22 protein-coding genes and 1 tRNA gene are annotated in these 21,565 nt (G+C 55.8%); 14 read left to right on the plus strand and 9 right to left on the minus strand.

Annotation, left to right across the window (positions count from 1 at the left end; genetic code table 11):
• Positions 1-94 precede the first annotated feature (94 nt).
• The 9 genes from ACHZCX_RS14075 to ACHZCX_RS14115 all read left to right on the plus strand — a co-directional run bounded on the left by ACHZCX_RS14075 (position 95) and on the right by ACHZCX_RS14115 (position 7,988).
• Positions 95-526 carry an ACT domain-containing protein gene (locus ACHZCX_RS14075; protein ID WP_319587844.1) on the plus strand — a complete coding sequence of 144 codons (432 nt, stop codon included), beginning with the start codon at positions 95-97 and terminating at the stop codon, positions 524-526.
• A 94-nt stretch (positions 527-620) separates the two neighbouring features.
• The gene (locus ACHZCX_RS14080) at positions 621-1,769 is read left to right on the plus strand and encodes an ABC transporter substrate-binding protein (RefSeq protein ID WP_319587845.1); all 1,149 of its coding nucleotides are present in this window, start codon (positions 621-623) and stop codon (positions 1,767-1,769) included.
• 50 nt (positions 1,770-1,819) lie between these two features.
• A complete protein-coding gene (locus ACHZCX_RS14085; RefSeq protein WP_319587846.1) occupies positions 1,820-2,710 on the plus strand; it encodes a branched-chain amino acid ABC transporter permease in 891 nt (296 codons plus the stop codon).
• A complete protein-coding gene (locus ACHZCX_RS14090) occupies positions 2,710-3,792 on the plus strand; it encodes a branched-chain amino acid ABC transporter permease (protein ID WP_319587847.1) in 1,083 nt (360 codons plus the stop codon). Before ACHZCX_RS14085 ends, ACHZCX_RS14090 begins: the two co-directional genes overlap by 1 nt.
• A gap of 59 nt (positions 3,793-3,851) precedes the next feature.
• A complete protein-coding gene (locus tag ACHZCX_RS14095) occupies positions 3,852-4,613 on the plus strand; it encodes an ABC transporter ATP-binding protein (protein WP_394708836.1) in 762 nt (253 codons plus the stop codon).
• Positions 4,614-4,656: 43 nt separating this feature from the next.
• Entirely contained in the window at positions 4,657-5,382 is a 726-nt protein-coding gene (locus ACHZCX_RS14100; RefSeq protein ID WP_319587849.1) for an ABC transporter ATP-binding protein, read from the plus strand.
• Positions 5,383-5,459: 77 nt separating this feature from the next.
• Complete coding sequence (locus ACHZCX_RS14105; RefSeq protein WP_319587850.1) at positions 5,460-6,758, plus strand: phenylacetate--CoA ligase; 1,299 nt, start codon at positions 5,460-5,462, stop codon at positions 6,756-6,758.
• A 237-nt stretch (positions 6,759-6,995) separates the two neighbouring features.
• Positions 6,996-7,724 (plus strand): FKBP-type peptidyl-prolyl cis-trans isomerase, encoded by a 729-nt coding sequence (locus ACHZCX_RS14110; protein ID WP_319587851.1) that lies wholly within the window; start codon positions 6,996-6,998, stop codon positions 7,722-7,724.
• A 111-nt stretch (positions 7,725-7,835) separates the two neighbouring features.
• Positions 7,836-7,988, plus strand: coding sequence for a hypothetical protein (locus ACHZCX_RS14115; protein ID WP_319587852.1), 153 nt, complete (start codon positions 7,836-7,838; stop codon positions 7,986-7,988).
• A 69-nt stretch (positions 7,989-8,057) separates the two neighbouring features.
• Here ACHZCX_RS14115 and ACHZCX_RS14120 read toward each other — a convergent pair whose 3' ends face one another.
• Genes ACHZCX_RS14120 through ACHZCX_RS14130 form a run of 3 tightly spaced genes read right to left on the minus strand, consistent with a single transcriptional unit; the run spans position 8,058 to position 10,572 of the window.
• On the minus strand, positions 8,058-8,738 hold the full coding sequence (locus ACHZCX_RS14120; RefSeq protein ID WP_319587853.1) for an ATPase: 681 nt from the start codon (positions 8,736-8,738) through the stop codon (positions 8,058-8,060).
• Complete coding sequence (locus ACHZCX_RS14125) at positions 8,738-9,493, minus strand: hypothetical protein (protein WP_319587854.1); 756 nt, start codon at positions 9,491-9,493, stop codon at positions 8,738-8,740. Before ACHZCX_RS14125 ends, ACHZCX_RS14120 begins: the two co-directional genes overlap by 1 nt.
• Complete coding sequence (locus ACHZCX_RS14130) at positions 9,493-10,572, minus strand: LptF/LptG family permease (RefSeq protein ID WP_319587855.1); 1,080 nt, start codon at positions 10,570-10,572, stop codon at positions 9,493-9,495. The genes ACHZCX_RS14125 and ACHZCX_RS14130 overlap by 1 nt, the downstream gene beginning before the upstream one ends.
• A gap of 437 nt (positions 10,573-11,009) precedes the next feature.
• Between ACHZCX_RS14130 and ACHZCX_RS14135 the strand changes: the two genes are divergently transcribed.
• From ACHZCX_RS14135 to ACHZCX_RS14155, 5 genes are all read left to right on the plus strand, one after another.
• Complete coding sequence (locus ACHZCX_RS14135) at positions 11,010-12,041, plus strand: DHH family phosphoesterase (RefSeq protein ID WP_319587856.1); 1,032 nt, start codon at positions 11,010-11,012, stop codon at positions 12,039-12,041.
• A 186-nt stretch (positions 12,042-12,227) separates the two neighbouring features.
• Complete coding sequence (locus ACHZCX_RS14140) at positions 12,228-13,481, plus strand: sugar phosphate nucleotidyltransferase (RefSeq protein ID WP_319587857.1); 1,254 nt, start codon at positions 12,228-12,230, stop codon at positions 13,479-13,481.
• Positions 13,478-14,746 carry a sugar phosphate nucleotidyltransferase gene (locus tag ACHZCX_RS14145; protein WP_319587858.1) on the plus strand — a complete coding sequence of 423 codons (1,269 nt, stop codon included), beginning with the start codon at positions 13,478-13,480 and terminating at the stop codon, positions 14,744-14,746. The genes ACHZCX_RS14140 and ACHZCX_RS14145 overlap by 4 nt, the downstream gene beginning before the upstream one ends.
• 143 nt (positions 14,747-14,889) lie before the next feature.
• Positions 14,890-14,966 (plus strand) — tRNA-Arg (locus ACHZCX_RS14150).
• A 137-nt stretch (positions 14,967-15,103) separates the two neighbouring features.
• Positions 15,104-16,153 carry a site-specific integrase gene (locus ACHZCX_RS14155; RefSeq protein WP_319587859.1) on the plus strand — a complete coding sequence of 350 codons (1,050 nt, stop codon included), beginning with the start codon at positions 15,104-15,106 and terminating at the stop codon, positions 16,151-16,153.
• 3 nt (positions 16,154-16,156) lie between these two features.
• On the opposite strand, the gene ACHZCX_RS14160 is transcribed toward ACHZCX_RS14155, so the two are convergent.
• From ACHZCX_RS14160 to ACHZCX_RS14185, 6 genes are all read right to left on the minus strand, one after another.
• A complete protein-coding gene (locus ACHZCX_RS14160) occupies positions 16,157-16,429 on the minus strand; it encodes an HU family DNA-binding protein (RefSeq protein ID WP_319587860.1) in 273 nt (90 codons plus the stop codon).
• A 96-nt stretch (positions 16,430-16,525) separates the two neighbouring features.
• Positions 16,526-16,927, minus strand: coding sequence for a recombinase (locus tag ACHZCX_RS14165; RefSeq protein ID WP_319587861.1), 402 nt, complete (start codon positions 16,925-16,927; stop codon positions 16,526-16,528).
• Between the two features lie 113 nt (positions 16,928-17,040).
• Positions 17,041-17,757, minus strand: coding sequence for a hypothetical protein (locus ACHZCX_RS14170; protein WP_319587862.1), 717 nt, complete (start codon positions 17,755-17,757; stop codon positions 17,041-17,043).
• Entirely contained in the window at positions 17,757-19,175 is a 1,419-nt protein-coding gene (locus tag ACHZCX_RS14175) for an HD domain-containing protein (protein ID WP_319587863.1), read from the minus strand. The genes ACHZCX_RS14170 and ACHZCX_RS14175 overlap by 1 nt, the downstream gene beginning before the upstream one ends.
• Complete coding sequence (locus ACHZCX_RS14180) at positions 19,175-20,545, minus strand: TraM recognition domain-containing protein (RefSeq protein WP_319587864.1); 1,371 nt, start codon at positions 20,543-20,545, stop codon at positions 19,175-19,177. The genes ACHZCX_RS14175 and ACHZCX_RS14180 overlap by 1 nt, the downstream gene beginning before the upstream one ends.
• Positions 20,542-21,282, minus strand: a complete 741-nt coding sequence (locus ACHZCX_RS14185) for a hypothetical protein (RefSeq protein WP_319587865.1) — start codon at positions 21,280-21,282, stop codon at positions 20,542-20,544. Before ACHZCX_RS14185 ends, ACHZCX_RS14180 begins: the two co-directional genes overlap by 4 nt.
• Positions 21,283-21,565 lie beyond the last annotated feature (283 nt).

The raw sequence follows: 21,565 nt of genomic DNA on the forward strand, positions 1-21,565 counted from the left end.
TAGGTCGTTTAGACTGTAGTCTATTAGGGTTATAGTTTGTAGTTCCAAAAAGACTTACTAGCTACAGACTATCCACCTCAACAAGGAGGGTCTCATGCGTGTAGAACAGATTGCGGTTTTTCTCGAAAATAAATCCGGTCGTCTGGCGGAAATTACCCGGATCCTGGCGGAGAACGACATCAATATCCGGGCTCTTTCCGTGGCCGATACTGCCGACTTCGGCATCCTGCGTCTGATTGTCGACAAGGTCGACCTGGCCAAGGAGGCCTTGCGCGCTGGTGGTTTTACCGTCGGTAAGACCAATGTGATTGCGGTCGAGGTGCCGGATCGTTCCGGCGGACTGGCCAGTGTGCTCAAAGTGGTCAACGAAGTCGGGCTGAACGTCGAATACATGTACGCCTTTGTCAACAAGAGCGGGGCCAACGCGGTTTTGATTTTTCGCTTCGACGAGATGGATAAGGCGATAGAAATTTTGCAGGAGAGGGGGTTCACCCTGCTGACCGGCGCCCAAATCTGCGCCCTTTAGCGGTACGGCCACCCCGCGGCATCACCACGACCGGCGGCGCGGCTTTTTCTATTTGATGTGCACAATTAAAAATGGGGGAAACATGAAAAGCAGTATGAAACGATGGGCACTAGGGTGTGCCTCCGCTGCTCTTGTGCTGGCTGCGACGCTCTCCGGTGCGACCGCTGGAACCATCAAGGTGGGAGCGATTTTCGCCGTGACCGGACCGGCTTCCTTTCTCGGTGGTCCCGAGGCCCGGAGCGCGGAGATGGTGGTGGAGAAGATCAATAAGGCGGGCGGCATCAACGGTGACACCATCGAGCTGATCGTCAAGGATTCTGCTGGCAGCTCAGAAAAGGCCGTCTCCTTCGCCAAGCAGTTGATCGAGGAGGACAAGGTAGTGGCGATCATCGGCCCGTCCACCTCCGGCGAGTCCATGGCCGTGAAAAAAGTTGCCGAGGACGGCAAAACAGTGCTTATTTCCTGTGCCGCTGCCGAGGTGATTGTCAATCCGGTGGCCGGTTACGTCTTTAAAACCCCGCAAAAAGATTCGTTTGCCGCCCAGATGATCTTTGAAGAAATGCAACGGCTCAAGATCGACACCATTGCCATTGCCTCCGGCAACGACGGCTTCGGCAAGGCCGGCAAGGAGCAGTTGGAGAAAATGGCGCCTGCCTTCGGCATCAAGGTGGTGGCCTCCGAAACCTATGACAGCAAGGCCACCGACCTCAGCGCCCTGGTGGCCAAATTGAAAGCCGACGCCTCCATTCAGGCCGTCATCAACTGGTCGGTGGTGCCCGCGCAGGCGATCATCGCCAAAAATATGCGTCAGGCCGGCTGGCAGGCGCCGCTTTTCCAGAGTCATGGCTTTGGCAACATTGAATACGCCAAAGCCGCCGGAGCCGCTGCCGAGGGCATCATCTTTCCCTGCGGCCGCCTGCTGGTGGTCGATACCCTGCCCGCCAGCCATCCCCAGAAGGCTCTGCTCAGCCAGTACAAGAACGAATATGAGGCCAAGTACAAAGAAGACGCCTCCGCCTTCGGCGGCTATGCCTTTGACGCCATCAACATGGTGGCGGCCGCGATCAAGCAGGGCGGCAATGACCGGGCCAAGGTGCGCGACGCGGTGGAGGGGTTGAAGAACTTTGCCGGAGTCGGCGGTATCTTCACCTTTTCCCCCCAGGACCACAACGGACTCACCATTGATTCCTTTGCCATGCTGACGGTCAAGGACGGCAAATTCATCCTCTATCAGAAGCAGTGAAGTCTGCCTCGGCGGGTATCGGTTGATACCCGCCGGGTCCCTTGGTACTCATGAGTCTGGATCTTTTTTTTCAATACCTCTTTGCCGGCATCACCTACGGCTCGATTTACGCCATCGTCGCCATTGGTTTCAACATCATCTACAACACTACGGGCATTATCAATTTTGCCCAGGGTGAGTTTGTGATGCTGGGCGGTATGCTCTCCATTTCCCTGATGCAATTCATGCCGCTGGGCTATGCGATTGCGGCGGCGGTGCTGATTACCATGGGGATCGGTGCGGCCATCGAGATGCTGTTCATCCGCTGGCTGGAAAGCCCGTCGGTCTTGCGGATGGTCATCATCACCATCGGCATTTCGATCCTGCTGCGCGAGCTAGCCCTGCACGTCTGGGGCGAGTCCATCCGCAGCCTGCCCTATTTTTACGGCAACGAGATCACCACCTTTTCCGTGGGCAGCGTCCACATTTCGCCTCAGGTGGTCTGGGTGATCGTGGCCTGTTCGGTGATGATGGGGGGGCTGAGCCTCTTTTTCAAGTCCACGCCGGTTGGCCGGGAGATGCGGGCCTGCGCCGCCAATCGGACGGCGGCCTTGCTCTGCGGCATCAACACCCGTAACATGGTGACGCTGTCGTTCATGCTCAGCGCCGGCATCGGCGCCCTGGCTGGCTGTGTGATGTCACCGATCACCTATACCCAATATGATTCCGGCACCTCGCTGGCAATCAAGGGGTTTACCGTGGCCATTCTCGGAGGCTTGGGCAACTCCATGGCGGCGGTGGCGGCCGGTATCCTCCTTGGGATTCTCGAGGCGTTTTCCGTTTCCGTGGTCCCGCTTGCCTTTCAGGACGCCATCTCGATTACCATTCTTTTGATCATTTTATTCGTCAAACCCCATGGACTGTTTGGCTCCAGTGAAGCGGCGCGGTTGAAGGATTTCTGATGAAGACCCGGAAAAATTGCTCCTTGGCCGCACTGTGCCTGGTGATGGTCGGGCTGCACCTGCTGACCGTGCTCACCGGGACCCAATTCTATCTGACCCAACTGACCATGGCCGCTTATTACGGCCTGGTGGTTATTGGCCTCGGGGTGCTGATGGGTTATGCCGGCCAAATTTCCATTGGGCACGCCGGGTTTTTCGCCATTGGCGGCTACTTGGCCGCAGCCCTGACCACCCGCAACCTGATGATGTGGCAAGACGTCTGGGCGGTCCAGTGGTTGGGCAGTCTTGGTCTGCTTGTAACCGGCCAGGATATTTACGGTGCACGCCTGTTGACGGTGTCGCCTTGGGCCGCTTGTGTGCTCGCGATTGCGGTCGCGGCCTTGGTCGCCCTGGTCATCGGTGGTCCGGTGTTGAAACTCAAGGGCCATTATCTGGCCATGGCCACCTTGGGCTTTGGCACCATTATTTACCGGATCTTTCTGGCCTCCCCCTATTTCGGTGAGGCCGACGGCATCTCCGAGGTGCCCGGATTCACCCTGCTGCCGGCCTTGGGCAGCTTTGGCCCACTGGTGATCAGTGGCGACGCCGATCACCGGGTACTCAACTTCTATCTGGCTTGGTCCGTCCTTATTTTGGGGATGGGACTGTTGCTCAATTTGATAGGTTCCCGGGTCGGCCGGGCTCTCCGCTCCCTGCACAGCTCAGAAGAGGCGGCCGAGGCCTGTGGCGTTGAAACCGCCCGCTTCAAACTTCGGGTTTTTGTCCTCAGCGCGGTCTATGCCTCCGTCGCCGGGGTGCTGCTCACCCATTTCAACGGCGGCATCGGGCCAAGCGAGGCCTCGGTGATGAAGTCGGTGCGCTACGTTGCTCTGGTGGCGGTGGGCGGCATGATCAATCTCTGGGGCGCACTGATCATGGGAGTAGGGTTGACCTTCCTCTCCCTGCGTGGCGTGTTCGGCGTCTATGACGACGCGGTGTTCGGCCTGATTCTGATCTTTGTCATGCTCTTTGCGCCCGAGGGTATTTTGAGCCTGCGTTTGAAGCCGGCCCTTCGACGGCTTTTCCTGGGGCCACAATCATGAACGGATCAAGCAGCGAGGCTCAGCAGCGCGATATGGCCGCCCCGGTCCCGCAACCCGCCATGCTCGAACTGAACGGGGTGCATAAACGCTTCGGTGGCCTGCACGCGGTCAACAACGTCAGTTTCAAGGTGGCGCCAGGCAATATCAAGGCGGTGATTGGCCCCAACGGCGCCGGCAAGACCACCTTGTTCAATCTGATTGCCGGCAATCTGCCGGTCAGCGCAGGGGCCATCACCTTCCACGGCAGGGAAATCCAGGGAAAGAAGACGCACCAGATCGCCCGCCTCGGTATGGCCCGGACCTTCCAGAATATCAAGCTCTTTCACGGCATGACCGCCCTGGATTGCGTCATGGTGGGGCGGCACGTGCAAAGCCGGAGCGGATTTTTTGCCGGGATGTTCAACCTGCCGTCAACTTGGAAAGAAGAGCGGGCCAACCGCGAGCGCTCGATGGAGCTGCTTGAACTCTTGCAGATCGCCGATTTAGCTGATATCGAGGCCACCAGTCTTGCCTTTGGGCAGCAGCGGGCGGTGGAGATGGCCCGGGCCCTGGCCGCCGAGCCGCAGCTGCTTTTGCTTGATGAACCGGCAGCCGGCCTCAATATCTATGAAACCGCCGAGGTGGCCCGGCTCATCTGCATGATCCGGGACATGGGCATCACGGTGCTTTTGGTCGAGCACGACATGTCCCTGGTAATGGATATCTCCGATGAGATCGTGGTGCTGAGTTTCGGCAGCAAAATAGCCGAGGATACGCCGCCCAATATCCAGAAAAATGCCGAAGTCATCAAAATTTATCTGGGAGAGGATGACGAGAGCTGAACACCGGCTTCGTCAACGTACCTTCCGCGGACACACGTGTTGCATGCTGAAGATTCGCAATCTTGATGCCGGCTACGGCAAATTACGGGTGCTGAAGAACATCTCCCTCCATGTCGACGGCGGTGAGATCGTCACCATGATCGGCGCCAATGGAGCGGGCAAAACGACCCTGCTGCATACCATCATTGGCCTGATCAAACCGATGAAGGGGGAGATCGGGTTCTTGGGGCAATCCTGTACCCGGGCTACGGTGGGCCGGATTGTTGCTTCCGGCTGCGCCTTGGTCCCCGAGGGACGGCAGGTCTTTGCCCCAATGTCGGTGGAGGAAAACCTGCTGCTCGGCGGCTATGTCCTGCAAAAGGAGCAGGGCCGGGCCGCAGTGCTCAAGGAGTTGGAACATCAGTACGAGCTGTTTCCCATCCTCCGGGAGCGGCGGCGGCAACTGGCAGGCACCCTGTCGGGCGGCGAACAGCAGATGCTGGCCATGGGCCGGGCTTTGATGTCCAAACCGCGGCTGGTGATGATGGATGAGCCGTCCACCGGTTTGGCTCCCTTGATCGTCCGTGATATTTTTCAGATCATCCGCCGGATCAGGCAGGAGGGCAACACGGTGTTGTTGATCGAGCAGAACGCCAAGGCCGCCCTGGGCATTGCCGATCGCGGCTATGTACTTGAGGTCGGCAAGGTCATCGTGCAAGGGCCAGCCCTGGATCTCCTGGCCAATTCCGATGTGCAGCGAGCGTATCTGGGGCGGGAAAAAATCGCCTGACCGCAGGGACGGGACAATGCGGCGTCCGGCCTGGAGCCAGTTGCCGTCTTTACATTATTTCAACACAGTGACAGCAAATGTATTGGGAAGCGGAAAGAGAATGCATGACCAGGGAGGATCTGGAACAGCTCCAGTTGGAGCGGTTGCAGTCCACGCTGTATCGGGTGGGCACCCATGTCCCCTTTTATAAAAAGAAGTTCGAACAGCTTAAGTTCAACTACGACGACATCCGGACCCTGGACGACCTGCGCCGGCTGCCGTTCACCGTCAAACAGGACCTGCGCGATAATTATCCCTACGGTTTGTTTGCCGTGCCGCTGCGCGACGTGGTCCGGGTGCATTCCTCGTCCGGTACCTCCGGCCAGGCGACCGTGGTCGGCTACACCCGCAACGATATCAAGACCTGGTCAAACCTGGTCGCCCGGGTCATTACCGCCGCCGGGGTCACCAAGAACGACGTCATCCAGATCGCCTTTGGCTACGGTCTGTTCACCGGCGGCTTCGGCCTTCACTACGGCGCCGAGCTGATCGGCACCTCGGTCATCCCGATTTCCGCCGGCAATACCAAGCGGCAGATCCAGATTATGCAGGATTTCAAGACCACTGCCCTGGTCTGCACTCCCTCCTATGCCTTGGTCATGGCCGACACGATGATGGAGATGGGCATCAATCCCAACGGGTTGTCGCTACGCTACGGCCTGTTTGGCGGTGAGCCCTGGTCCGAGGCCATGCGTCATGAGATCAATCAGAAACTTGGCATCATCGCCACCGACAACTATGGCCTCTCCGAGGTCATGGGGCCGGGAGTTGCCGGTGAATGCCAGCAGTGCAACGGCCTCCACATCAACGAGGATCATTTTATCCTTGAGATCCTCGACCCGGCCACGCTCGAGCCGGTGCCGGAAGGCGAGATAGGGGAACTGGTGATCACCACCCTGACCAAGGAGGCCTTTCCCATGATCCGCTACCGGACCAGGGATCTGACCCGGTTCCTCACCGAGCCTTGCCCCTGCGGCCGCACCCTGAAGCGGATGGAGCGAGTGATGGGGCGGACCGATGACATGCTGATCATCAAGGGCGTCAACGTCTTCCCCATTCAGATCGAAAAGGTGTTGTTTGAAGTGGAGGAGACCGAACCCCACTATCAGATCATTGTCGAGCGGGAAAACCATGCCGACAAGATCACGGTGTTGGTCGAGGTGATGGAATCGATCTTTTTTGACGAGATGAAGAAACAGCGTATGGTCATTGACCGCATCAAAAGCCGTCTTGCGACGGAAGTGGGCGTGAACGTGGACGTCAAACTGGTCGAGGAGAAGACCCTGGAGCGATCCGAAGGCAAGGCCAAGCGGGTTATCGATAGAAGAAAACTCTAAAATTTCGCTACTGGTTGCAAAAAGAGTGGACACCGAACGCAAAAGGGTGATTACTTAGTAAGTAATATCCAAAGAGCGCTAGCCCGCGTAAGCGCTACGGCAGGGCGGAGAGCGGTTTCAATCCACCCGTTTTTTTTTATATAGGCTCAATTTGGCGAACCGGGCCGGTGTACCTGACTTTAGGTCGGCCGATGGACGCCTTTTTATTCCCTCAAGCACTTTAACAAGGAGAAATGTATGAAATTGTATGTGTCTGGCTTGCTTGCCCTGCTGTTTACGGCAGGGACGGCTATCGCGGCTGATCAGCCGGCTGAGCTGAAAACGGACGAGCAAAAACTGAGTTATGCCATGGGCCTTGATCTTGGCGAATATTTCAAGGGCCTGGAAGAAAAATTTGACCTGAATGTCCTGCAGGCGGGCATCAATGATGGGTATAACGGCAATAAACCGTTGCTGACCCCCGAGGACGCCGCCGCGATTCAGCAGACGTTTGCCAAACGTCAGCAGGAAAAACAGATGCAGAAGACCGTGGCTATGGTGCAGAAGAACCGCAAGGCTGCCGAGGAGTTCCTGAAGGCGAACAAGGGCAAGGAAGGGGTGGTCGAAACCAAATCCGGTTTGCAGTATAAGGTGGTCAAAAAAGGCCAAGGCGCTAAGCCGACCCCGACCGATACCGTCAAAGTTCAGTATAAGGGAACCCTGCTTGATGGTAAAGAGTTCGATAGCTCCTACAAGCGCAACGAACCGGCCGTCTTTCAGGTGAATCAGGTGATTGCCGGTTGGCAGGAAGCTATGCCGCTGATGGAAACCGGCTCCACCCTTGAGCTGTATATTCCACCGGACCTTGCCTATGGTGACCGGGGAGCCCCTCCAGTGATCGAGCCCGGCTCCATGCTGGTGTTCCAGGTTGAATTGCTTGAGATCCAGCCGCCGGTGAAGGAAAAAGAGAAAGAGAAAAAAGAATAGGGTTCCTTCTCAGCCCTTGACGCCGGTCATAACTTGTAGCTTTGAACCTGTTTTTTACCGGCCCGGAACAGCGGGTATTTTCTCATCCTTGGTTTTAGCAGGAGGCGTACCATGGGCAAAGACAAGAAAAAAAAGGACAAATGCTGCGAAAGTTACCTGAAAAAAGGAAAGATGTGTTCCAGTTGTCCTTTGAAAGACAAGGAAAACGAAAAGTCGAAGAAAAAGGATAAAAAGAAAGAGAAGAAAAAAGACAAGAAAAAGTAAGAATCCTTTTCTCCTCTCTTCTTTTGGTTGTTTGAATCCGGTCATCGCCCTGCGATGGCCGGATTTTTTTTATTCTGCTTCCCGGAGAGGACGGGTCACAAACGGGTGTTCCTGCAGTGTCGCCTGCAACCCTTCCAACAGGACAAATCGCCCCAGCGGATGGACCCGGCAGGGGAAGCTGGCGACAAAGAGCGGATTGGCGCAGAGGCCGCCGGAGAGAAACACTTCCTCGGGCTCATGGGCAAAGCGGTGGGCGTTGAGGGCAATGCCGCGCACAAACTTGGCCACGGCCTCGGCCTCGGAGGCTCCGGAAACAACGGCGTCGAAGATATGGCTCATGCCGAGGACACCGCAGGTGATGGAAAAGCCGGTGGCTGGTGGCGGGATGGCGGCGTAGTCGAGCTGGTAATAGGTTGAGAGCAGCTCAATGGTGAACCCCATGGAGGCGCCGCATTCGGCATTCCAGCCCATATCTGCCACCTCGCCGCCACGAAAACGGACAAACTTGATATCGCGGCTGCCGCAATCCAGGAGAACAAAGTCGGCGCGGTCGACCAAGTGTCTTCCACCCCTGGCCAGAGCGGTCAGTTCATTGATGCTCTTCCGGCTTCTGAGGGCAGCGTTGTGACCGGTGGCCAGGTCGGCCTGGAATTGGCGATCAAGTGCCCGGGTGGCGACAATTCTGGGCGGGCCCTCTTCGTTTGTGTCCAGGATTTTGCAGTACGAGGTCCCAAAATCGGCCAGCAGCATCAGGCGTGATCCCCGTTGTCCGGCTCAATGCCGGAGAGTTCAAGGAAGGCTTCGATCTTGGCGCGGGTGGAACTGCCGGCGCTGACGTCACAGTCAACCGCAATGGCCCGGGGATGCTGAGCTGCCAGATGTTTGGCAAGTGCTGATTTAGCGCAGAAGGACTGGGAAAAGAAAACGGTGGGGATGGTGGGGTCAAACAGACGTTCCAAGGCAAGGTCAGCCGGGGTCTTGTTTTCCATGCACCGGGTCCAGCCAAAGACATGGGTGGTGGCAGGGAAAGGTGACAGGAGCGAGAAATCCCTGGGTGGGACTCCCCAAAAGCCGCAACTCGGTTGGCACCGTTCCATTGCCGCAAAGGGCAGGGCTGATTGCACCCCTCTGGTGATCCGGGTGAACTTCTCCATCAACGGTAAACGGCTGGTGCAGAGCGGATGGCCAAAGGCGAGGGTATCTTGGTTGCGGGTGCGGATGACCGGTACGCTGAGCATGTCCCCCAGGATTTCCGAGACGTGGAGCGCACAGTCACATTTTCCCGGCCCAACGTCGATATAGACCAAGTCCAGCGGCAGATGCAAACAGTTGAGGACCACGGTGCGCAGGATGGCGCAGTAGACCCGGGGGATGCGGGAGGCGGTCTGGTCGATGGGAGCCCGGACTTGCGGTTCGTCAAGATCAACGATGACATCGCCCGCGCGGTTGATCTCCTCGATGACGGCGAGCGGTGGAACCCCGACAATGCCGATACGCCGGGGCATCAGGTATCCTCACGCACCAGCAGAAAAAGACCGAGGCATCCGACCACCAGATGCACGGACAGGGCTGCGGCCAAGGGCGGGAGATAGCTGGCTTTTGCCAACGATTGCAAGGTGGTGTAGAGACCCCAACAGGCAAAGGCCATTGCGCAACTCACCGGAATGGCCAGCGACAGGTCTCGACCCCATTTGCGGTAGACTATGAGAAGGAGAGGCAAACCCAGCAGGAGCAGGGGCAGGCCGAGGAAGGTGTAGGAGATTCTGCCGTAAAATTCAGCCCAGGCCTTGTTGCTTTCTTGATCGGAGCGGGTGTTTTTTGTTTCTTTATACAGCTCAACCAGCGAGAGTTCCATTGACCGGTAGGCCGGCACAAAAAAATCCTCAGGCTGCTCGGGAAGATCGAAATGCCGGTCCTTGAACAATTGGGTGGTAAAGCGATTGCCGGCGGCATCCTGGAGCTGGCCATTGTGGAGCGTCCAGACTCCTTTCTCCCAAACCGCTGTTTCCGCTGCGATCAAGGAGCGGGTTTCGTAGGTCGTGTTCCAGGTGGTGTAGGAGAAATTGTTGAAAACATTTTTTTGGGGATCTGGGCGGGCAAAAGAATAAAAACCATCGTGGCCCCGGTAGTAATAACGGCCACTGCGGTAAATCCCCAGCGGCACCTTGCCCTTGACCTCTCGGTTCCAGATGTGGTTGGTGGCGGCGATGGTCTTAGGCAGCACCAATTGGGCCATGGCGAGAAAAAGCAGGATGCACACCATGGCCGCGCCGATGATCGGGCGGGTGATTTTTTTAAGCGGGATGCCGCAGGCCTTGAGGGCGATGAGCTCGTTGCTGTGATTGAGGACACCGAGGGTGACGACGCCGGCGAGAAGAATGCAGACCGGACTCATCATATCGATGATGAAAGGGATATTGAGGAGGAAAAACTTGGCGATCAGTTCAACGGATTTACCTTTTTCGAGGAAATTGTCGATTTTCTCAAAAAAATCGATCAGCAGGTAGATGCTGATGAAGCTGGCCATGATCAACCCGAGATTACGGATAAAATGGGCAAGGATGTAACGGTAGAGCAGTATCATGGATCGGGTTTTTCTCTGGATTGTCGACGCTGTGAGGTGAACGGCGCGTCTGGTGGTGCGGTCCTGTGCTGGCCACACCCTGTGTACGCGGCTGATTACTTGCCCCTGTAGTAATCCCTTGGCCGGTTTCAGTCAAGGGATACGGCGCCTCCGGAATCGCCCTCTGAATACCTAACTTCCGGAAAGACGGCGCTTGCACTTATGACGGTCTCTGTGTAAGTTGTCACGTCCGTGTTCTTCATTTATTGTCATCTGAGACAGGCAATGCAGAGGAAGTGCTTACCTGAAGTCTCTGTTCATCCGATGAGTCGTATCATCAACCCGCACAATTGGTTTGGGTCGGGATCGAACAGCGGGCCGTTCGTTTTTGGCGGATAAGACCCTTTTTACTGTGTTTGCTTCAAGAGACGGTGGTGTTTTTCTTCTGATCTTTGTCTATGCAGAAACGACTCGAAAAAATTGCTGATAACAACATAACCCGCAGCGCCAGCAAGAATTCGGCTGTGGCCCGCCTCAACGGGCTCTGGGCCATCTTCGAGCGGAGCGACAACGTCCTGATCGTCATCAGTGCCGACCCCGACGCCATTGCTTCGGCCATGGCGCTCAAGCGTCTGCTCAGCTATCGGGTACACAGTGTCACCATCGGCTATCCTAATGAAATTCGCCGCCTCAATAACCTGACCATGGTGGAGCGCCTGAAGATCCCCATCGAGCGGCTCCACACCCTGTCGATGAAGGATTATAACAAGAAAATTCTCCTCGATTCCCAGCCCAATCACCTAGCCTGTTTCGAAAAGATGACCTTTAACGCGGTGATCGATCATCACCCGGTCACCACCGGTTGGGATGCAGCCTTCATTGATATCCGCCCCGAATATGGAGCTGTTGCCTCCATGATGGTTGAATATCTTCGGGCCGCCGGCATCAAGCCTTCTGTTGCCCTGGCCACGGCCCTGTTTTATGGGGTTAAGGTGGATACTCAGAATTTCCAGAAACAGAATATGCAGGTCTCGGACAGCATCTGTTTCAGGTACCTGTTCAGCATCGCCAACCTCAACCTGGTGCGGAAGTTTGAACTCACCGAGTTGCGTCGCTCGGAACTCCGCTATTTTCGGACAGCCCTCAATGAAGTCAAGGCGAGCAACCGCCGGGCCTATGTCCATCTTGGCAAGGTCAGCACCCCTGATATCCTGGTGATTATTGCTGATTTCTTCAACCGAGTGGAAGGTTTTGACTGGGTTGTTGTTTCCGGCATCCACGGGGAGAAGCTGGTGGTTATCTTCCGTTGTGACGGCTATCGCAAGAACGCCGGGAAACTCGCCAAGACGACCTTCGGCCGCTTCGGCCCCGCAGGCGGCCACAGGGAAGCAGCACGAGCGGAATCTCCCTTGAAGAACCTGCCGTTGCGTGAGAATCAGGAATTCACCACCAAAACCCTCATTCGCCTCACCACCCAGCACATCAAATAATCGTCCTGCCACTGGTCGACGGCTCTTTCCGGACTGCCGGTTTTGCCATGAGCGTGTGAGATATTGCTTGCACCTTTTAAGGGGTTAGGCATATTATGCGAGGCAGACCTCTTCTCCTTATGGCGCCTTGAGGCAAGCCTCTGCCCCAGAGGGACGGGCGCCGATACTCCATCTGCACGGTGTTCTATGTACAAACCCCCGACCTTGGCAATGATCCTGGCAGGTGGCCGCGTCGATGAACTGGGTGTGCTGACTCATTACCGGCCAAAATCTGCGGTTCCCTTCGGCGGCTTTGCCCGGGTGATTGATTTTCCCCTTTCCAATCTGCTTCACTCCGGCATCGAGCGTATCGCCATTCTCAGCCAGTACCGCTCCTACTCCCTGATCAACCACATCGGCACCGGCGCTGCCTGGGACATGATCGGCCGTAATCGAGGCATTTCCATCCTGCCGCCCTTTAAGGATTACGATAATCCCCATTGGTATCGGGGTTCTGCCGACGCGGTCTATCAAAATATCGATTATATGCAGTATTATGGGCCTTCGGTGATCCTCATTCTTTCCGGTGACCATATCTACCAGATGGATTACCGCAAGATGATTCGCTACCATAACGAACAGGACGCCGATCTGACCGCTGCCTTCATCAAGGTGCCGCTGGAATCGGCCTCACGCTTCGGGGTGGCGGAGATCGCCAACGACTTCGACGACGGTGGCCGCATGCTCTCCTACGAGGAGAAGCCGGCGGCTCCCAAGGGACAGTGGGCCTCGCTTACGGTGTTCTGTTTTCGCCCCTCGGTCCTTTTTGAGGTCCTGAAAAAGAACCAGGAAAATACCTCCTATGAATTTGGCCGTGACATCATCCCCATGATGATGCGTGAAAAATATAAGGTGCATGGCTATAAGTTCCGGGGCTACTGGGGCTATACCAAGACCATCGACGAGTACTGGCAGACCTCAATGGATCTCCTCGGACCAGAACCCAAGATCGATCTCGAGGCCTGGGGGATCCGCACCAATCTGGCCCATCGCAATATTGCCGACCGGCAGCCGGTGAAGATCGGCGTACACGGCAGCTTGGACAATTCCATGGCCTACAACGGCTGCATCATCGAGGGAACAGTGCGCAACTCGATCCTCTTCCCCGGTGTCCGGGTCATGGCCGGGGCTGAGGTCAATGACTCTATCCTCTTTTTCGATAACACTGTCCATCAGGGCGTTCGCCTTAACCGGGTGGTCAGTGACGTCAACACGATATTTAACCGCAACGTCCGGGTCGGTGCTCCGATTTGCGAAAAACCGAGCCGGGTCAGCGTTATTGGCTGGAACAACAACGTGCCGGAGGGCTTTCATATCGGTTGCGGCTGCCGGGTGGCCCCACGGATCGCGGCGGAAAAATGGCCCAAGGATAAACTTGACGACGGGGAGGAACTGCAATGAGAGAAAGCGGTGATGCCCTCGTTCTCCTCTTGGCCGGCGGGATCGGTAGCCGGTTGAATCTCTTGGTGGAACACCGAGCCAAGCCGGCGGTCCCGTTCGGTGGTATTTATCGAATCATCGATTTCAGCTTGTCCAATGTAATGAATTCCGGCCTGACTCGAGTGGGGGTGCTCACCCAGTACAAGCCCCTGTCGCTCATGGCCCATATCGGCGATGGCGCGGCCTGGGATTTCACCGGCCGGACGCGAGGAATCAAGATCCTGCCGCCTCGGACGGGAGAACGCGATTCTGACTGGTACAAGGGGACTGCGGACGCTATCCGCCAGAATATCGATTTCATCCTTGCCAACCCATCGGAACAGGTGGTGATACTCTCCGGCGACCACATTTATCACATGGATTTTGACGCCATGCTCTCCTATCACCAGCATAAAAAGGCGGATGTGACCATCGGCATGATGGTCGTGCCCAAACGCGATATCCACCAATTCGGCGCCGGGATTATCGACCACGAAAATCGGATTGTCGACTGGGAGGAGAAACCCAAGGTGCCGAGGACCAATCTTGCCTCCATGGGCATTTATGTCTTTGACACCAAGTATTTGCTTCGCACCTTGGGACTCGACCGAAAGGAGGTCGATTTCGGTATGGACATCATTCCGCGGGCCATCAACGAGGACCGGGTCTATGCCTACCCGTTCTACGGATATTGGCGTGATGTCGGCACGATTCAATCGTATTGGGAAACCAATATGGACATCATCCGGGAAAATTCCGGCATCTCGCCGGAAGAGTGGGAAATCCGGCCCAATCCTGAATACAGCGGCCGCCCCATGGACTATGCTCCGGCACGATTCCTGCCCGGCAGCAAGGTGGCCTCGTCGATGATCTCCTCCGGTTCCGTTATCGAGGGCACGGTGATTAATTCCGTCCTTTCCCCTGGAGTTCGGGTAAAAAAGGGGGCGGTAGTGACCAATTCGGTCATTTTTGAAGATGGCGTCATTGAGGAAAATGCGGTGGTTGATCTGGCGATTCTGGACAAACGTGCTCAGGTCGGGCCGGGAGCCGTGGTCGGGCAGGGCGACAATTTAACCTTAGCCAATAAACAGTTTCCCAAACACCTCTATACAGGTATCTCTTTGGTTGGAAAGGAGGCTAAAATTCCTGCCGGGGCGAAGGTCGGCCGTAATTGCATCGTCAACTTCGGTTACAGCGAGGACGCTTTCAACAGAAACAATGCTCTTGCCGACGGCGAATCGGCCTGATGCGGCGTTTGGACGAGGATCGAGCAAGAAGTGCTTGCAAGGGAATGGTTAACTGAGTATTTTCTTCGCCCTAAACAGGGCGTTGATCAGTGGCATTATAAATGCTGGGAATGCTCTTGACCGGGAAGGGAAAATTTAAAAACGCTCCAGTAGCTCAGGTGGATAGAGCTCAGGATTCCTAATCCTGGTGCCGCAGGTTCGAATCCTGCCTGGAGCACCAATAATCAAAGGCCAAAAGCTCAATAATACAGAGCTTTTGGCCTTTTCTTTTTGATTGCATTTTAGCTGCGCTTAGCTTATTTTGACTTGAATGAGCAGTGTTTTGCTAAAAATTGCGCCCAAAATTGCGCCCAAAAAATGGCCACTATCACAAAGCGAAAAAGAAAGAAAGGTACGGTGTATAAGGCGGAGGTCAGGCTACAAGGTCATCCCTGTCTTTCACAGACCTTTGATCGCCTGTCAGACGCTCAACGTTGGGTAGAGGAAACGGAGGTAATTATTCGATCTGGGGGGAGTGTGAATGAAGTCTTGCCAGAGGATGTGACCTTTTCTTCAGCGCTCGATCGTTACGAATTAGAAATTTCTAGCCGAAAAAGGCCCAATACAAAAGCCCGTGAAATAACATCTGCCAATCGGTTGAGGGAGGCCTTTGCCGGATTAAAATTAAAAGAGATTACATCGGCACTGGTTGCCTCTTTTCGTGATAAGCGGCTAAAGACCGTGGGACCATCGACTGTTCAAAAAGATCTTGCCTTGTTGTCGCATCTTTACACGATTGCAAATGCAGAATGGGCTTTAGATATAAAGAATCCGGTTGCCACTATTCGCAAGCCCGCCAAACCTGATAGCAGATTGCGACTTCTCAGTAAAGATGAGGCAAGGCATTTGCTTGAAGTCTCAAAGAAAAGTCGAAACAGTAAATTATTTCATTATCTTCAACTGCTTCTTCATACTGGAATGAGACCTTCTGAAGGAGCAGGTTTGACATGGAAACAAATAGATGTTGACGCAAGGATCATTGATCTGACCATTACAAAAACTAAACCACGTAGAGTTCCTTTGACGGTGAAAGCTGTTGAACTGCTCCTTGATATAATGCCGGAACAATACGATGGAAAACAGTTTGTTTTTCTTCCTTCCAATTGTTCTGAAACTATTCTAAGACGGCCAAACCTCTTTTTTCGAAGATCTTTTGATAATGCTGTGAAAAAAGCAAGCATCGAAGATTTTCACATGCATGATTTAAGGCATACCGCTGCCAGTTATTTGCTGATGGCTGGAGTTGATTTGCGCACTCTTGCTGACATCCTAGGTCACAGCACGATGCAAATGGTGCAAAGGTATACCCACCTTCTTGATGACCATAAATTGAGAGCGATTGACCGAATCGAACAGTTAGGCCAATAATTTTTATTTAACGCTATCAATCAACTTGCTCCCCGCCTTGAACTTCACCACCATTTTGGCGGGGATGGTGATCGTCTCCCCCGATTTCGGATTCCGTCCTTCCCGAGCGGCACGTTCGGAGGTAGAGAATGTGCCAAATCCGACCAAGGTGACCTTGTCACCGGTCTTCATCGCCTCTGCGATGGCAGAAAAGACGCTGTTCACCACCTGCTCGGCGGCTGATTTACTCAAGGCGCTTTCCTTGGCGACCTTGTCGATCAACTCGGTTTTGTTCATGATTGCTCCATGTAGATGGGAATTAGAAAAACCTTTTCATGGCTTGCGAGACAGGAGACCTTGCCCACCAAGGCAAAGTGCAATTGCCTTGGTGGGTCATGCATCGGCCGAGGCCGAACTTTTTTCGCCTCCCGAATTCTCTTCGTTCTTCTCCTGGTCTGCAAGCAGTTTTAAATAATCTTTGATTTCGTCGGGGGGATAGTAGCGGAACTTGACCTTTCGACTGAGCCGTGCGGTGAAATCAGAGAAGGCCATCACGATTTCTCGTCCCTCTTCCATCAAAGCAGCACCTTCCTCGTAAGTGATGCCGCCCATCTCTCCCAGCCTTCCCTTGAAATTGGCATAGGCCATGTCAAACTGCCGCAGGATGCTGAACATGGTTGAGCCAATCGGCGAGTTGACCCGCATGACCCGGGAGCCTTTTTCCTTGACCAGATTGATCTTCCTCTCCTCAATCTCCTGCCAAGAGGGACGCTGTTTTTTCTCTTCGTGTTCCATGGTTGAACCTCCAGTGATGGTTGATATGAAAGTGTTGGTTCCGGCGGCGATACCATGCCGGGGAACGGACCTTGTATTCGGTGTGGCCGGCCAATGTGGACCAGCCATGCTGGTTAAGCAGAAATACGCTGTATGTTGCGCTTGACCCGGTGGCGATGCCAGCAGTCAAGCAGATAGACCGATCCGTAGGGAAACACCGCCGCCAGCACCATGAGCAGGCTGCTCTTGGTGGCCAGGGGCACCAGGTGCGGCTTGATGGCAAAGAAGCCGTGGTATATTTCGTGAGCCTTTGCACCGAATTGGCTCGCCAGTCGGCCAATATTCTCCGGGGTGCTCAGACGGAACAGGACCAGATAGATGACATAGACCAGAAAAGCCTTGAGCAGCAGGGAGAGTGCCCGGCCGGTGAGCAGAGAGTTGACCGCCTTGCGGGTGATGTTGCCGACAAAGTAGCGGCTAATGTAGCTGCACATCAGGGTGTTGATGATCAGGGGCAGATAGGGGATGCAGCCGAACAGCAGATGGCTAAACCAGTCGAGATGGAGGAAGACAAAGGGGAACAGGTAAAAGTGGAACACCGGAAACAGCAGCACCAGGGCAATGCCCTCGTTGAATCCGCTTTTTAGGCCGATCTTGAAGAAATCGATGGTCCGCTCCAGGGTAAGGAACTCGGCCGGAATGTTCTGCCCCTTGCTCTCGATCACATAGAACTGCTGGATCTCGGAGATGGCACTGAGCAGGTTTACCGGCTTGTAGATCCGGCCGCTATCGGTGGTGATGATCTGGGCATTGGTGTCGTTTGCCCCTTTGGCTTCCCGTTCCTTGGCCATCAGCTCACCTGGTCGCTGCCGGTATGGGGACTGACCTTGAGGATGTCGCGGAGCAGGTCCGGCTTGGCCCGTTCCATCTCAGCAATGGAACCAAAGGCCTCGGCATGGAAGGGCGTGTAGTATCCCCGCATCTCCTTACTGTGCTTCCTGGTCACCATGAAATACCCGCCGAAATAGGCGGCCTTGATCAAACCGGTCGCAATGACCTCGTGCTCCTGGCGCAGGTGCTGAACAACGGTGAACAGCACCTGCCGCATGGTGGGATCATCCTGAGCCATGGTGGCGATTTCCATGCAGCCGGCCTCTTGGGCCTGCTTACGGGCCACCTCTTCCAGGGCCTTGACCTGGAAATAGACCAGGCCATCGGCCATGGTGAAGGCCAGAAACCGCCGTCCCTCAACCCGGTTGATGTAGGGTTTGAGCATGGCCAGATAGCCGGCGGCATCGAACCAGGCTGAGATGTCCATCCGCTGGGGCGGTGCCACCTCTTCCCGGCTTGGCGCAGGATCGATGGTCTCGCCGTAGATGTCCGCCTGCACCCGTTGCACCGCTTCCCGGGTTGACGGGTGCGTCGGCTTCTCTGTTGCTGCCTCCTCGTGCGACTCCTTAATTTCCTCGGTTGCCTTCACTTCCACCCACCGCTCCAACTCCTGTTGCCGGGCCTGTTGATCGGCTTTCTTAAGGGTCTTGCCCAGCAGACCCTCGGGCAGCTTGTGGTGCAGCTTTATGGCCCGAAGGATGTCCTCCTTGCGGGAGAGTTCCTTGAATCCAGGGAGAGCCGAGACAATGGCGCCGGCGGCCAGGGGATGTTCGCCCAGGGCATAGAGCGAACCCCGCGCTGATTTGAGCTTGCCCAGGTCATGACCCAGGGCGGCCACCATGGTATCCGGAATCACATGCCAGGCCTGATGGTCCGAGAGCAGTTTGACCACCTGTTGGGCTACGTTGAGGGAATGGTCGAGCAGGGTGGTCTTGGCCAGAATCCGATAGGTGTTCTGCTCCCAGGCGGCTTCCACATCCCCCTGGACATCGACCACCGAAGGGCACTGCCCCTCACGGTCGAGCAGGCGAACAATCTCCAAGCACACCGCCCGCTGCCCGGGTGCCTGGTTGAAAAAGGACCAGGTCCGCAACTGGCCGGCAAAGGAGCGGGAACGCGGGTGTACCAGCTCAACCTTCTCAATCCCTTCAGCGATCACCTGCTCGTTCCGCCAGAGATGGGCCAGCTCCGAGATATGCTTCACCCCCTCTATCCGGGTGGAGGTTTTGGGCCGGACCCACCGCTGCGAGAGGGCGCTCAGGGTCATCTGTTCCAGGAGCGAGGGTTCCTGCTCCTCACTTCGCAGCACCAGGACGCCGGCCACGCCGACCAGCACCAGCGCACCCCCCAGGATGACCATCGGCCAGATGCCCAGCATCAACCGCTCTTCGGCTTGTCTTTGATGATCGTCTCCCCGGCCAGATCCGGGAAGACCACCTTGAGCCTGCCTTTCTCGACGTCGGCAGTCACCCCCTTGTAGGTGCCGGAGTAGGTGATGAGGAAGAGTTCGCGGGGTTTCATCTTGAGGATCTCGCTCGGCTTGATCCGCACCTCTTCGGTCTCGCGGATGGCAATATTGCCCCCCAGGGAGATGATCGGGGAAAACCGCTTCTCTTCGCCCAAGTGCTCGGAGACGTAGTTGGCGGTGCTGGGATCCGGCACCCGCATGAACAACTTGGTGTTGCAGTTGTCGAGGATGGTGTTGGCCCGATCCTCGCCCACCTCGGCATACAATTGGCTGATCGATTGACAGTAGCCGTGGATGAACACCCCGGCCCCGCCGGCCTTGGCAAAGAGATCCTCGATCCCCTGGTAGAGCACCGACTGGGCCTCGTCGATATGGAGCACCAAAGACGGCGTCACATTCCTGCCCGAGGAATAGACCCTCCCGACAAAGGCCTGGATCATGGAGATGATCACCTTGCCAGCGGTATAGGCCGCCCGCTTGGTCAACAGTGAGCCCAACTGCACCACCAGGATGATGCCCTTGCCTTCCTCCAGCCGTTGAATGAATCGGTTTTCGTCGGCCTTACCGATGATCTTGCCGACATTGCCCGAGGTCAACTCGGTGAGCGCCACCCGCAGCGAGCTGGCCACCTTGGAATAGTAGTCCGCCGGAGTCGAGAGGATCTTCTGAATGTCCAGGGAGAGCTGTTTGGCCTCCGGATTGTCGATATAATCGATCTTCTCCTTCAACTGCTCCAGGTCCTGATGGCTGATGTGGTTCTTGATGTCATTGAGGTTAAATGTTGGCTTTGTTCCAGCCTGCTCGGCCAGTAGAATGAGCGCCTGAACCACCACCAGGCTGACCTCGTAGGCCACACCGAAAAAATAGGGTTCTCGGCCGATGGCCACCCCGGCGGTGATATGGGCCACCAGTTCCTCGGGCATGTAGTAGGAGGACAAGGGGTCGAGGATGGCGCTGTACTGGGGAAAGATCGGGGTGATCAGCATCAGGTCGTCGAGCCGGTCGGTCTCATGGGCCAGTTGGGTGATCTTGGAGAACAGCTCGATATCGCCCTTGGGATCAATGGCCACCACCGAATAGCCTTTGCAGATATCCTGCTCGATGATGTGCTCCATGATCCGGGTCTTGCCAACGCGAGTCGTGCCGAAGCACCAAAAATGACCCTTACGATGGCTGTCGGGGAAGCCCAAGTCCATGACCGTCTGCGGATGTTCGAGATGCACGCCTTGTCCGATATGGGTCCAGGGCACCTTCGGCTCTGCCTGTTCTGGTGATTTCATGGCAAGGCCTTGACGATCCGGACCTCGATCCGTTCCCGCAGTTCCCGGTCCACGGCGATAATCACCTCGCGTGGAATCCTTTTTGTGGTCAGAACAATGCTCTTGTGACCGACGTATCGTTTTAGGCAACGGAAGTGAAACCGATGATCCGCATCGCCCAGATGATGGCGGAGCAGATTTTCGGCCAGGGTCTTGGAGACACGGTCCAGGACGACTTTGGTGCGAGGGGTGCCGTTCACCAGCACCGGTTCGATCCGGCGCAGATGAAAGGCCCGGCGATGTCCGGGTTGAAAGCGGCCGGCATACCGTTCATGCAGGCCGATCCGGTTGAGGGGACAGGTGGCGATGATTGGTTCGTCCGGAATGATCTCGGTTTCAACCAGGAGATGGTCACCGGCCTTGTTACGTATCACCTCGCCCCAAAGCAGGCGCCTCTCAAACCCCTTGAGCTGGCGGACCTGCTTGATGACTGCGGCCGTGGCCAGGTGGTCCTCCAGGAAGGACATGAATTGATTGCGGGAGAGGACGGCGGGAAGATCGAGGATCTTTTGAACAGGGAGCCCATCTTTTGTACTGTAAGCGACGATCACCAGGCGCATCTCCTCCCGGAGGAAGACCATGACTTCCTGTCGGTGCAACTGGGAAAGGAACAGAGCAAAGGCAGATTCAACTTCCTGAATGACTTCGGCGGTGGAAAGGGCGTACCGACTGGCGAGTGACAAAATGATAGACTGCATGCGTGATCATCTCCCTGGTGAGAATGGAAAAGGCGACCGTTCCAATCGGTCTCTCTTCTTTTTTCAGGGGTGATGACATCGCACCCGCAGCGTGACATCGTTTTGGGGCAGTGGAATAGGAAAATTGGGGGCGTTTCAGAGGAAGACTGAAACAATATTCACCTGGTAATGACGGGAGAAGAGACGCTCAAGCGGTTGTATTTAAGACGAATTTAACTGCTGGCATCCTCTGGAAAAGTTTCCAGCTGCAATGGACTTCATTTTTTCCAACAATGCGATTTGG

The organism is uncultured Desulfobulbus sp. (assembly GCF_963662935.2).
In the GTDB taxonomy this organism is placed as follows: domain Bacteria; phylum Desulfobacterota; class Desulfobulbia; order Desulfobulbales; family Desulfobulbaceae; genus Desulfobulbus.

Bases quoted from the DNA above. Each gene is read 5' to 3' on its own strand.
- ACHZCX_RS14075 (WP_319587844.1), top strand. From the start codon at position 95: ATGCGTGTAGAACAGATTGCGGTTTTTCTCGAAAATAAATCCGGTCGT.
- ACHZCX_RS14080 (WP_319587845.1), top strand. From the start codon at position 621: ATGAAACGATGGGCACTAGGGTGTGCCTCCGCTGCTCTTGTGCTGGCT.
- ACHZCX_RS14085 (WP_319587846.1), top strand. From the start codon at position 1,820: ATGAGTCTGGATCTTTTTTTTCAATACCTCTTTGCCGGCATCACCTAC.
- ACHZCX_RS14090 (WP_319587847.1), top strand. From the start codon at position 2,710: ATGAAGACCCGGAAAAATTGCTCCTTGGCCGCACTGTGCCTGGTGATG.
- ACHZCX_RS14095 (WP_394708836.1), top strand. From the start codon at position 3,852: ATGCTCGAACTGAACGGGGTGCATAAACGCTTCGGTGGCCTGCACGCG.
- ACHZCX_RS14100 (WP_319587849.1), top strand. From the start codon at position 4,657: ATGCTGAAGATTCGCAATCTTGATGCCGGCTACGGCAAATTACGGGTG.
- ACHZCX_RS14105 (WP_319587850.1), top strand. From the start codon at position 5,460: ATGTATTGGGAAGCGGAAAGAGAATGCATGACCAGGGAGGATCTGGAA.
- ACHZCX_RS14110 (WP_319587851.1), top strand. From the start codon at position 6,996: ATGAAATTGTATGTGTCTGGCTTGCTTGCCCTGCTGTTTACGGCAGGG.
- ACHZCX_RS14115 (WP_319587852.1), top strand. From the start codon at position 7,836: ATGGGCAAAGACAAGAAAAAAAAGGACAAATGCTGCGAAAGTTACCTG.
- ACHZCX_RS14120 (WP_319587853.1), bottom strand. From the start codon at position 8,738: ATGCTGCTGGCCGATTTTGGGACCTCGTACTGCAAAATCCTGGACACA.
- ACHZCX_RS14125 (WP_319587854.1), bottom strand. From the start codon at position 9,493: ATGCCCCGGCGTATCGGCATTGTCGGGGTTCCACCGCTCGCCGTCATC.
- ACHZCX_RS14130 (WP_319587855.1), bottom strand. From the start codon at position 10,572: ATGATACTGCTCTACCGTTACATCCTTGCCCATTTTATCCGTAATCTC.
- ACHZCX_RS14135 (WP_319587856.1), top strand. From the start codon at position 11,010: ATGCAGAAACGACTCGAAAAAATTGCTGATAACAACATAACCCGCAGC.
- ACHZCX_RS14140 (WP_319587857.1), top strand. From the start codon at position 12,228: ATGTACAAACCCCCGACCTTGGCAATGATCCTGGCAGGTGGCCGCGTC.
- ACHZCX_RS14145 (WP_319587858.1), top strand. From the start codon at position 13,478: ATGAGAGAAAGCGGTGATGCCCTCGTTCTCCTCTTGGCCGGCGGGATC.
- ACHZCX_RS14155 (WP_319587859.1), top strand. From the start codon at position 15,104: ATGGCCACTATCACAAAGCGAAAAAGAAAGAAAGGTACGGTGTATAAG.
- ACHZCX_RS14160 (WP_319587860.1), bottom strand. From the start codon at position 16,429: ATGAACAAAACCGAGTTGATCGACAAGGTCGCCAAGGAAAGCGCCTTG.
- ACHZCX_RS14165 (WP_319587861.1), bottom strand. From the start codon at position 16,927: ATGGAACACGAAGAGAAAAAACAGCGTCCCTCTTGGCAGGAGATTGAG.
- ACHZCX_RS14170 (WP_319587862.1), bottom strand. From the start codon at position 17,757: ATGGCCAAGGAACGGGAAGCCAAAGGGGCAAACGACACCAATGCCCAG.
- ACHZCX_RS14175 (WP_319587863.1), bottom strand. From the start codon at position 19,175: ATGCTGGGCATCTGGCCGATGGTCATCCTGGGGGGTGCGCTGGTGCTG.
- ACHZCX_RS14180 (WP_319587864.1), bottom strand. From the start codon at position 20,545: ATGAAATCACCAGAACAGGCAGAGCCGAAGGTGCCCTGGACCCATATC.
- ACHZCX_RS14185 (WP_319587865.1), bottom strand. From the start codon at position 21,282: ATGCAGTCTATCATTTTGTCACTCGCCAGTCGGTACGCCCTTTCCACC.